Source organism: Arcanobacterium urinimassiliense, from assembly GCF_900119495.1.
GTDB classification, from domain to species: Bacteria; Actinomycetota; Actinomycetes; order Actinomycetales; family Actinomycetaceae; genus Arcanobacterium_A; species Arcanobacterium_A urinimassiliense.
The window spans coordinates 754583-765849 of sequence record NZ_LT632435.1; the positions used below are offsets into that span (position 1 = coordinate 754583).

The 11267-nt window shown below is 50.7% G+C and carries 8 protein-coding genes; all 8 read left to right on the forward strand.

What is annotated here, in order from left to right; genetic code table 11:
- Positions 1-11: 11 nt before the first annotated feature.
- Genes BQ7117_RS03410 through BQ7117_RS03445 form a run of 8 tightly spaced genes read left to right on the forward strand, consistent with a single transcriptional unit; the run spans position 12 to position 11264 of the window.
- The gene (locus BQ7117_RS03410; RefSeq protein ID WP_084789857.1) at positions 12-1892 is read left to right on the forward strand and encodes a peptidoglycan D,D-transpeptidase FtsI family protein; all 1881 of its coding nucleotides are present in this window, start codon (positions 12-14) and stop codon (positions 1890-1892) included.
- Positions 1893-1900: 8 nt separating this feature from the next.
- Positions 1901-3355 (forward strand): UDP-N-acetylmuramoyl-tripeptide--D-alanyl-D-alanine ligase, encoded by a 1455-nt coding sequence (locus BQ7117_RS03415; protein WP_073996201.1) that lies wholly within the window; start codon positions 1901-1903, stop codon positions 3353-3355.
- The gene (mraY, locus tag BQ7117_RS03420) at positions 3356-4441 is read left to right on the forward strand and encodes a phospho-N-acetylmuramoyl-pentapeptide-transferase (protein ID WP_073996202.1); all 1086 of its coding nucleotides are present in this window, start codon (positions 3356-3358) and stop codon (positions 4439-4441) included.
- Complete coding sequence (murD, locus tag BQ7117_RS03425; protein ID WP_073996203.1) at positions 4423-5937, forward strand: UDP-N-acetylmuramoyl-L-alanine--D-glutamate ligase; 1515 nt, start codon at positions 4423-4425, stop codon at positions 5935-5937. The genes mraY and murD overlap by 19 nt, the downstream gene beginning before the upstream one ends.
- Positions 5937-7232: an FtsW/RodA/SpoVE family cell cycle protein gene (locus BQ7117_RS03430; protein WP_073996204.1), complete on the forward strand. Its 1296-nt coding sequence runs from the start codon at positions 5937-5939 to the stop codon at positions 7230-7232. Before murD ends, BQ7117_RS03430 begins: the two co-directional genes overlap by 1 nt.
- A 2-nt stretch (positions 7233-7234) precedes the next feature.
- Positions 7235-8362, forward strand: a complete 1128-nt coding sequence (gene murG / locus BQ7117_RS03435; RefSeq protein ID WP_073996205.1) for an undecaprenyldiphospho-muramoylpentapeptide beta-N-acetylglucosaminyltransferase — start codon at positions 7235-7237, stop codon at positions 8360-8362.
- Positions 8359-9858 carry a UDP-N-acetylmuramate--L-alanine ligase gene (gene murC / locus BQ7117_RS03440; RefSeq protein WP_073996206.1) on the forward strand — a complete coding sequence of 500 codons (1500 nt, stop codon included), beginning with the start codon at positions 8359-8361 and terminating at the stop codon, positions 9856-9858. The genes murG and murC overlap by 4 nt, the downstream gene beginning before the upstream one ends.
- Complete coding sequence (locus tag BQ7117_RS03445; protein WP_073996207.1) at positions 9855-11264, forward strand: cell division protein FtsQ/DivIB; 1410 nt, start codon at positions 9855-9857, stop codon at positions 11262-11264. Before murC ends, BQ7117_RS03445 begins: the two co-directional genes overlap by 4 nt.
- The last annotated feature ends 3 nt before the right edge of the window (positions 11265-11267 follow it).

The window sequence follows — 11267 nt, forward strand, 5'->3', positions numbered from 1 at the left end:
TAGAGGCGCATATGGAGGTATTTAATAGCTCGCACCCAGATGCTGCGCCGAAAAAGCGCGCTGCGGTGTCTAGCGAATATGCGGAACGGCAAGTGCACGATGTGCGTTTGGCGCGCGCTTTCACTAATCATCGTATGCGCCTCATAATCGTCATTGTTTTGATTACAGTGGCTTTGCTGGTGTTGCGGCTATTTTTTCTCCAGGTGGTAAAAGCAGATACTTTACAGGGAGTAGCCAGTACTTTCCGCACGCGTTCCTATGAGCAAGAAGCAAAACGTGGCGATATTTTAGATGCGAACGGGGCAGTGCTCGCCACTTCGGAGCCGCGTTACAATGTGCGGGTAGATCAGCAAGCTATTGCCGATTATGTGGAATACGATGACGAGGGTAAAGCGATAAATGGTGGGGCGGCGGCTGCTGCAGCAAAATTAGCTCCGCTACTGAAGCGTGATCAAGCTGAATTGGGTGGCATCCTACTGGGGGGAGAAAAGAAAGACCAGTGGCGTCTATTAGCCAAGGGGCTCACTCCCGAAGAATGGAAAACCGTAAATGATCTGAATATCCACGGCATATTCCCCGAACGCTATATGGAGCGCATCTACCCAAGCGGCAGTGTGGCGAGCCCAATTCTCGGATTTCTGGGGCAGACTGCTGAGAATCCCCTTCCGCAAGGGCAGGCGGGAATTGAACAGAAGTATAACGATATTCTTGCTGGTACAGATGGAAAACTTACGGTAGAAGTGGGGCCAGATGGCACTATTTTCCCGCAGGCAGAAAAGAAAGAAACTCCGGCAGTAAATGGCGGTAAAGTGCAGCTCACCATCGACCGTGATTTACAGTATGCAGCTGAACAAGCAGTAAATGATTCGGTACGTAAGTTTGGTGCGGTGTGGGGAAGTGCGGTAGTGCTAGAAATAGGGACAGGCCGTATTCTCGCCATGGCGGATAGTGGAAATCGGGATCCGGGCAATAGCGAGGATAAAAGTCCAGATAAATGGGGCTCTCGGGCAGTTAGTTCAGTGGTGGAACCGGGGTCCACCGGAAAAATAATTACCTATGCTACGGCCTTAAATGAGCAAAAAATTACGCCGCTTTCCGTATTTAACGCTCCTTATGCCTATACCACTCCGGATGGGGAAACTATTACCGATGATTCGGAACACCCTACAGAGCGAATGACGGCAGCGGGTTTGATGGCGAAATCCTATAATACGGGATTAGTGCAGGTGGGCTCACTTGTACCTACAGAAACTCGTTATAAATATCTTTCGGCTTTTGGATTAGGGCAAAAGACCGGCGTGGAGTTACCTGCAGAAGAACCGGGCTTACTTAATCCGTATACCCAGTGGGATCGCCGCACTAATTACACCACTATGTTTGGCCAGGCCTATGCGGTGACGCCACTGCAATTAGCGCAGGTAGCTTCGATAGCGGGGAGTAAAGGGGTGAAAAATCCGGTTCATATTGTAGATGGAGTCTACGATAAAGATGGGCAGCTTATCCCGCAGAAATTGGCGGAAAAGAAACAGGTAATTACGCCTGAAGCGGCTGATCAGTTAATAAAAATGATGCAAGGAGTGACGCAGAAAGGCTCTACCGGCCCATTGGCAAAAGTGCCCGGCTATAACGTAGCAGGAAAGACGGGAACAGCGCAGGTGCTTAATTCGGCGGGAAAGACCGCTGCGCTTGTCGGTACTTTCGCGGGGGTAGTGCCTGCCGAAAATCCCCGCATTGCGGTGGCAGTAGTCGTCTATACCCATAGTACGCCTGCTTATGGTGGTGTGATTGCGGCTCCGGTATTTGCCGAAGTGTCCAAATTTGCAATGCGGCAGCTGAAAGTGCCGCCTTCTGCAGTTCCGCTCTATAAGTATCCCTGGTTAGAGGGAGAATAGGGGGAAAATTGCTGCCAATCAGTATTGCTCAGGTAGCTGCTATTAGCGATGGAAAGTTGGGAAGTAGCGAAAATTCCCTTTTGGAAGTCTGCGGAGCAGCTAGTGATAATCGTTTAGTAAAAAAAGGCGACCTATTTATTGCTTTGCCGGGGGCACGCGTAGACGGTAACCAATTTGCGGGTGATGCGCTGGCGCGGGGAGCGGTGGCAGTACTTAGCGCTAATAAAGAAGCTGCCTGTGCCGGAGGGGCTAGTGCTACGCATATTATTGAAGTGGCAGATCCTTTACTCGCCATTGGTAAAATAGCGCAGTACTCTTTGGCACAGCTCCGGAAAAAGAATCCAAATTTGCAGGTGGTGGCGGTTACTGGTTCAGTCGGCAAGACCACTACAAAAGATTTATTGGCGAATTTACTGCAAGAACGTGGCCCAGTGGTGGCTCCGCCCGGATCTTTTAATAATGAGCTCGGTTTGCCGCTTACCGTACTGAGTGCCGATGCCACTACTGCTACGTTAGTTTTAGAAATGGGAGCAGATAGAGCTGGAAATATTGCCTATCTGACGCATATCGCGCCTCCGGATATTGGCATGGTATTGGCGGTGGCGCGCGCACATTTAGGAGAGTTTGGGGGAATTGAAAAAGTAGCTGCGGCCAAGGCGGAGATGCTTTCGGGAATTCGCCCCGGCGGAATCGCTATCTTAAATGCCGACGATAAACGGGTGGCAGCTATGGCGCAGAATTCTCCCGTTCCGGTCTATTTTTTCTCTGCGCAAGGCGAAGAAAAGAATGCTGCGCCAGCTCTATACGGGGTAAAAGATGGGTCGGCATCTATATTTGCGAGTGATATTAAAAATGACGGCGGGCGAGCGGCATTTTTACTCCATACTCCCAGTGGAAATGTTCCGGTAAATTTACAGCTCATCGGAATTCACCATATAAATAATGCGCTGGCGGCTGCTAGCGCTGCCTATCAATTGGGAATTTCTCCGGAAAAAATTGCACAGCGGCTTTCTACTGCTTTTCCAGCGAGCCGGCACCGGATGGATGTGCAGGAAATAGGGGATATTACTATTATCGATGATTCCTATAATGCCAACCCTGATTCGCTCACTGCCGGAATACTTGCTCTAAGCGATATAGCAGGCTCCCGGCGCAAAATAGCAGTGCTCGGAGCTATGTTGGAGCTAGGTGAAGAGAGTGGCATGGAACATAAAAAAATTGGCTCCTTACTCGGTGCGGAAAAAGTGGCTGTGCTCTACGCGGTGGGGGAAAATACAGATATGCGATTACTTGCTGAAAGTGCTGCTCAAGCCGGGGTAGAAGTAAAATTGTGTGCAGACGGCACGGAGGCGCGAGCCTTGCTTAGCGCCGAAAGCCGCAGTGGTGACGTAATCTTATTGAAGGGTTCTAATGGATCAGGCATCTGGAAAATAGCCGATGCACTTAGTGAAGAGGGTGTGTAAATGCTTTCCGTACTAGTGGCAGCAGCAATAGCGTTACTGATTACGCTTTTTGGCACGCCGCTTTTCGTCCGCTACCTTCGGCGGCGTTCCTATGGGCAGTTTATTCGAGAAGACGGCCCCACTAGTCATTTCACTAAACGCGGTACTCCCACGATGGGAGGAGTAATAATTATCTTTGCGGCTATCGCAGGTTACCTCACGGGTAATCTCGTGGTGGGAAGAGCGCCGCACGTCACTGGGTGGCTTCTTATTTATTTGCTCGCCGGTATGGGGCTAATCGGCTTTTTAGACGATTTCACAAAAGTGCGCAAAGAGCGCTCCTTGGGTTTGACGCCGCTGGCGAAAATAATTGGGCAGGGAATAGTCGGTGTCTCTTTTGCAATTGCCGCCCTGCAATTTCCGGATAATTTTCATCGCACTCCCGCCACCACCAGTATCTCGATTGTGCGTGATACAAGACTAGATTTAGCTTTTTTGGGAATCGTAATCGGAATTATCCTCTTCGTGCTCTGGTCAAATTTCCTTATTACCGCTTGGTCTAACGCCGTAAATCTCACCGATGGTCTCGACGGTTTGGCAGCGGGAGCTTCCGCCATTGCTTTCGGCTCCTATACCATCATCACCATCTGGCAGTCGTATCAATCCTGCCAATCGGTCGTCAACCCCGATCCGGGTTGCTACGATGTGCGCGATCCACGCGATTTAGCCATTATCTGTGCGGCTCTGGTGGGAGCCTGCCTCGGCTTTCTCTGGCACAATACTTCTCCGGCGCAAATTTTTATGGGTGATACTGGTTCCCTAGCTTTAGGTGGTGCTTTTGCCGGGCTCTCTATTCTTACCCAGACGGAAGTATTGGCAATTTTCTTAGGTGGCCTATTTGTAATAATTGTATTTTCTGATGTCATCCAAATAAGTTATTTCAAATCCACCGGAAAAAGAGTTTTCAAAATGGCGCCTCTGCACCATCATTTTGAATTAAAAGGCTGGAAAGAAGTCACAATCGTAGTGCGTTTTTGGTTGATTGAAATGTTGCTGGCTGCGGCGGGGCTAGGGCTCTTCTACGGTGAATGGTTGGCGCAACAGTGACGAGTATAATTCCGGGGGCGGCCGCTTTCGCAAATAAAAAAATAGCCATTCTAGGTATGGGAATATCAGGAGTGGCTTGCCTAGAAGTGTTGCAGCGAGCAACTAGCGCAGTGGTGAGTATCTGGGATCAGAAAGCTGCGGCAGTACAGAAGTATCAAGAAAATAATCCAAATATCACGGCTGGGGCTAATTCCGATCCAGCTGCTCTAGCTGCCGCTATTATTAAATGGCAGCCAGATTTAGTGGTAATTGCGCCTGCTTTTGCGCAGACGGGTCTGGTGTGGGAGAAACTGACGGCTGCCGGTATTCCGCTCTGTTCAGAAATTGAATTAGCTTGGCAGCTCCGCGCCCAAAATTCCGACGGCAGTTATCCGCAGTGGCTCTGTGTCACCGGCACAAATGGAAAAACTACTACCGTTACCATGCTGGCAGCCATGCTGGAAGAAGCGGGCTTCGGGGGAGAAGCAATAGGTAATATTGGACTACCAGCTATCGGAGCAGTTTCTCAGTTGCCGGCCACGCCGGTACGTGCTTTTGCTTTAGAGCTATCGTCTTTTCAACTCGCTGCTACCTATACAATGGCGCCAGCTGGAGCGGTATGTTTAAATCTCGCCGCCGATCATTTGAGCTGGCATGGAGATCTGGCCGCCTACGCACAAGCTAAATCGCGTATCTACGAACGGGTAGAAAAATTCCGTATCTATCCGAAAGAAGATAACGACGTGCAACAAATGCTCCGCGAGACGGCCGCTGCCTCTGCCGCACCGAGCATTGCCTATACTCTGCAAGCTCCGGCAGTGGGAGAGATTGGCCTGGTGCGCGATCCGGCATCGGGAGAAATTTTAGCGGTAGATAGAGCCTACGTGAAAGACCCCTACCAAGGAGCAGCGGAACTCTTTTCGCTAGCTGATCTAGCTCATTTAACTTCCGGGTGCCCCTGCCCACCCCATCTTGTAAAAGATGCGCTGGCGGCAGCAGCTTTAGCGCGTGCCGGCGGAGTTCCAGTGGAGTGTATTCGCGCTGCCTTGCAGAAATATCAGGTGGAACCTCATCGCCTGCAAATTGTGGGCGAATGGGAAGGAATCTGCTGGGTAGATGATTCGAAAGCCACGAATGGGCATGCGGCGCGCGCGGCCTTAGCCGCCCAAGCTGGCAGGCCCATAGTGTGGATTGTAGGCGGAGACGCTAAAGGAGCCGATTTTACGGAATTAGTGCAAGCCGAAAAATCTCGGTTAGCCGGAGTGGTAGTAATTGGAAAAGACCAAGAGCCATGGAAAAAAGCTCTCGCTGATTTAGAAATTCCCATCACCTATATCGCAGAGCCAGAAAATCCTCTGCGCCCGGCGGTAGCTGCTGCGCGCAATTTGGCAAAGAATGGCGATACGGTGCTCTTGGCCCCTGCCTGCGCCTCTTTAGATCAATTCTCTTCCTATGCGGAGCGGGGGAGGCAATTTCAAGCAGAAGTGCGTCAACTAGTTGGGGAAGAGCAGGCATAATGGCTAAATTTTGGAAAAAGTTTCGCCCGCGTTCTCCGCTTTCCCTTTCGGTAGATAATTCTGCTTCTGCCTTTTCTCCGGAATTGACCGATGTGCAGCGCCGGCGGCGCGATGCCATTCAGCAGTCTTTACTTATGATGGGAATTATCGTCAGCATATTGGTGGTAATGGGAGTGTTGATGGTGTTCTCTGCTACTTCTGCTAGATCAATTCGGCTAGTGGATTTAACGGGTGGGGAAGTAGCGCTTTTTTCCGTAGCTATTAAGCACACTGCTTGGGCGGTCTTGGGTATCGCTGGAGCTCTAGCTGTGGAGTACTTCGGGAATGTGGCGCGAATACAAAAATTATCCAATGTTATTTTCGGATTTGCCTTATTGTTGCAGTTGGCAGTGATTCTAGTAGGTGTAGAAGTCGCCGGAAATAAAAATTGGTTAGCCTTGGGGCCTATTCAAATTCAGCCCTCGGAATTCCTTAAATTCGCCACTATTATTTGGTTAGCGCGAGTGCTGGGAGAAATGAAACGCAGTGCCATCAGCGGCGATTACCATAATCTGATTCGTCCTGTTGCGGGGCTAGGTGCGGCGATAGGGCTAGTGGTATTACCCGGAGATATGGGTACCGGAATTGTTTTTGTGCTCATCGGAGTGGGAATGTTCTGGCTAGCGGGAATGCAGAGCCGCTATTTAGCATATGCCATGCTGCTCATTTCTGGTTTGGCAGGCGTACTGGTGGCACTAAAGACCTCCCGCTTGCGCCGAGTCTTTGAATACTTTTCTAATCTCTTTACTACTCCCGATATTCATGAACCTACCCAGTCCGATTTTGCCCAATTCGCTTTTGGGAGCGGGGGCTGGACGGGCGTAGGCCTCGGAGCTGGAAAAGAAAAATGGCGAGATCTCAGCGAAGCACATACGGATTTCATTTTTGCCGTCATTGGAGAAGAGCTGGGACTTTTCGGTACTCTCACCATCGTTCTACTTTTCTTAATGCTCGGTTGGTGCTTCTTGCGGCTAATAGTTAATCAACCCAGCCGTTTTGGCCAACTTCTCACCGTTGGGGCTGCTCTCTGGATTTGCGGGCAGGCATTCCTGAATATGTGTGTAGTGACGGGCTTACTTCCCGTATTCGGTATTCCTCTTCCGTTTATATCGCAAGGTGGATCTTCTCTATTGGCTACGCTGCTAATGGTAGGAGCAGTATTTGCGTGTGGTTTCGACGTCCCAGGAGTGCGCCCCCAGTTGAAAATTCGTGCCAAACTGGCACTGCGGGAAAGATCAGTGGTGAAAAGAGGATAATTATGGGGAAAAAATTGTCGGTACTTCTCGCCGGTGGTGGCACAGCTGGGCACGTGAATCCACTTTTAGCCACGGCGCATGCCTTGCAAGAACTAGATTCACAACTGCAAATCACCGCAGTGGGTACGAAAAAAGGTTTAGAAACTGAGCTGGTGCCGGCAGCTGGATTTCCTTTAGCGACTATTCCTCGCACCCCTTTTCCGCGCCGTTTTAACGCAGATTTACTACGTTTCCCGCAGGCTTTTCAGGCAACTGTGCGCAGCTGCCGAGAACTGCTAATAGAAAAGCAGGCAGCTGTGGTGGTGGGTTTCGGTGGTTACGCTTCGGCGCCCATGTATTTAGCGGCAAAAAAGCTCCATATTCCCGTGGTGGTGCACGAGGCGAATGCCCGCGCTGGTTTAGCAAATAAATTGGGCGCGCGCTTTGCCGCTCTGGTGGCGCTCACTTTTCCTTCCACTGATTTACGGGCGCGCCGAGGTGATACCCTCACTACTGGTTTACCACTTCGCGCCGAGATTGCGCGTTTAGCTACTGATACTGCTTATCGGGAAGAACTGCGCGGCAGCGCTGCGCGCGAATTTAATCTAGATCCAGATTTGCCTACGCTGGTGGTGACGGGCGGTTCCTCCGGGGCGGTACATATAAATGAAGTAGTGGCCCAGGCTAGTAGTGCTATTTTAGGGCATGGCATTCAGGTGTTGCACATTAGCGGAAAAGGAAAAGCGGCCGCCGTAAAAGAAATTTTAGAAAAATCTGGTGTTTCTCTCCAGAGGTATCACGTAATTGAGTATTTAGCGGATATGGAAAAAGCTTATGCGCTGGCTGATTTGGTGATTACTCGGGCGGGAGCCGGAATGGTAGCGGAAATTTCTGCTTTGGGAATTCCCGCCGTATTTGTGCCGCTCCCTATTGGCAATGGTGAGCAGGCGCTCAACGCCCAAGATGTCGTCAATTCCGGGGGAGCGTTACTAGTCAGCAATGCCGATTTTACTAGGGAATGGCTGCAGGCGCAGGCATTACCACTCTTTACTGCCCATAAACTACCAGCTATGGCAGCTGCGGCGCGCGCGGTAGCTCCCTTAGACGGGGCTGCGGTATTGGCGCAGCGGATAGTGGAGATAATCGGATGAAATTCTATTTAATGGGAATCGGGGGAGCCGGAATGTCGGTGCTGGCTGATTTATTACAAGCAGCCGGCCACGAGGTGAGCGGATCAGATAGAAGTGCTTCGAATAATACGCGGCGCTTAGCCCAGCAAGGCATAAAAGTCTATATCGGGCAACGCGCGGAACAAGTGCCGGCAGATGCACAGATAGTTATTTCTTCTGCTATAAAGAGTAGCAATCCCGAGCTACAAATCGCGCAAAAGCGTTCCCAGCCGATACTGCATCGTTCGCAGGCCTTAGCATTAGTGGCAGGTGAGCACGATTTTATTGCGGTAGCTGGGGCGCATGGAAAGACTACTACTTCGGCGATGCTGGCTACAGCTTTAGAGAAGCTCGGCTGCGATCCTTCCTATGCAGTAGGTGCTAATTTACCGCACGGAAAATCCGGGGGAAAACTCGGCAAAGGGCGGGTATTCGTAGCGGAAGCCGATGAATCGGACGGTTCTTTCCTGAACTATCGACCGCGGATTGCTATTGTCACCAATGTAGAAGTAGACCATCTGGATTTCTACGGCACTAAAGAAAAATTTGCGCAAGCTTTCTTTGATTTTACTGAGCGCATAGTGCCGGGCGGGCTGCTTATAACTAATACAGATGACCCGGGCGCAGCGCATTTAGCTTCCCAAGCGGCACAGGCGGGTCGGCGTGTCTGGACTTATGGTGTGCAGAAAATAGCGCAGCCAATCGGGGAGGCACATATACATATTTGCCCCGGTAGTTTATCTATAGAGCGCTCTGATACTTTGCAGATAAGTAATAAAGGCTTTATTTCTGCTCCCGAGTTGGGAGTGGAAAAAATGGAATTACAGCTGCAGGTGCCGGGCGAACATATGCTCTTAAACGCTGCTGCAGCTTGGGCAGCGGGTTATGAGTTGGGTGTGCCAGGAGCGGAAATGGCGCAAGCCTTGGGAGCTTTTCCGGGGGCAGCGCGCCGTTTTGAACTGCGGGGAGAGATAGGTGGAGTGACTATCCTCGATGACTATGCACACCACCCGACGGAAATCGCAGCTACTCTGCATACTGCGCGCCAGCTTTGTTCCGGTAAATTACGGGTGCTTTTTCAGCCACATCTTTATTCTCGCACCTATAATTTTGCTGCTCGTTTTGCGCAAGCCTTACAGATTGCTGATAGCGTAGTGGTTACCAGCGTATATGCGGCGCGAGAAACGCCGGACGCGGGAACAGAGGGGAATATTATTACGGAGCAGTTGCCCGGAGCAGCTTTTATTCCCGATAAAGAGGCGGCGGCCAGAGAAATAGCTGCCGGAGCTAAAGCGGGAGATTTTATTTTGACGATAGGGGCCGGAGACGTGACGGAACTGGCGCCAGTAATTTTCCAAGTTTTGGAAGCAAATTTGGGAGATAAGAATAGGGCGCATAATCTAGGCATTGCTGCTCATAGTGTCACCTCCGCCGAAAATCCGGCACCCCGAATGCCAGAGGAGGGAAACGCACTGTGAAAGCTCCTCAACCTCCGCGCAAACCGCGCCGGCTCACACCCGGAAATAAGAGCGGCGCTGCTAATAAGATTGGCGCTACTGGTAAAGCCAGTACTGCGAATAAGGCGCATTTTAGTGATAGATTGAGCGCCGGCAATCTGGCTAGCGCGCCGGGGCAGGGGGGAGAAATTAATCCGCCCGAACCGCCAGAGTTATATCCAGATACTGTGCCCACTGCTCCTTTGCCGAAATCTAGCGAGAATTTATATATTGACGCAGAAGATTCCTATCTGACGAGCAGCGTGGTGGAAGAAGAATCGCTCGCAGGGCAGGATATGTTCGCGAGGCGGGATGAGCTAGCTAAGCAAGATAATTTAGTGAAAAAAGGCCTGCTAGCTAAGCAAAATATCTCGGCAGAAAGAAAGAATTTCGCGGTGGCGGTGGGGAAGCGCTTAGAAAAATTATCTTTTCCGCGCAGTCTGCGCCGTGCCCAGTCAGCCGATACCGAGCCGCAGCAAGGCAAGGATTTGCAGCAAGGTACAGATTCGCAGCAAGGCAGAGCGAAAAAACTCGCCCGAAAAGAAGTAGGCGAAACCAGTGGCAAAGTTTTTCAGCAAGTAACTTCTTCTTTGCGGAAAGGCGCGCAAAAAATTGCCTTGCCGTTCCGCGGAACGGAAAGAAAAACTGCGAGCCCCGATATCGTATCTTTAGCGGCTCGCCGTGCTGAGCGTAAAGCGGATAGGCGCCGTAAATATCTGCGCAGAATAGGAATCGGAGTGGGGGTAGCTCTCTTTGCTCTGCTATTAGTTTGGATTCTCTTCTTCTCGCCTTTACTGCGTCTTAATCCGCAAAAGGTAGAAATCACGGGTGTGGAAGATGGATCTCTCATTAAAGTCGCGCAAGTGCAAGAAGTGGTAGAAAAGCATAAAGGAGATTCGCTTTTATTAATTAGCCACTCGGGGCTAAAAGCCGATTTAGAGAAACTGCCCGAGGTGGATAAGGCACAGCTCAAAGCTTCACTGCGCGGTAACTTAAAAATCGCTCTGCAGAGTGAGGTACCAGCTTTTTGCCTAGTGAATGGCAATGAGTGTAAAGCTGTATCTCGGAGCGGGCAAACTCTCGATTTACCGCCTAATGTACTAGATACTCTGCCGCATCTTGGCCCGCTCCCAGCAGATGTGGAGAAAGAAGCGGCCGTAGAAGCCGCGCGGCAAGTAGTGGCAGATTTAGGGGATCTGCACGGAAAAGTGCGCACAATAGAAATAAGTAGCGGATATCAAATTGCCTTTACCTTAGATGATTCGCGGCGCGTAATTTGGGGCAAATCAGATGAAGGCCAGCTAAAAGCGCAGATACTGCGGCTGCTATTAGGGGAGAATAAGCAGCTTATCGACGTATCGATTCCAGCTTCTCCCGTCACCCAATAATTT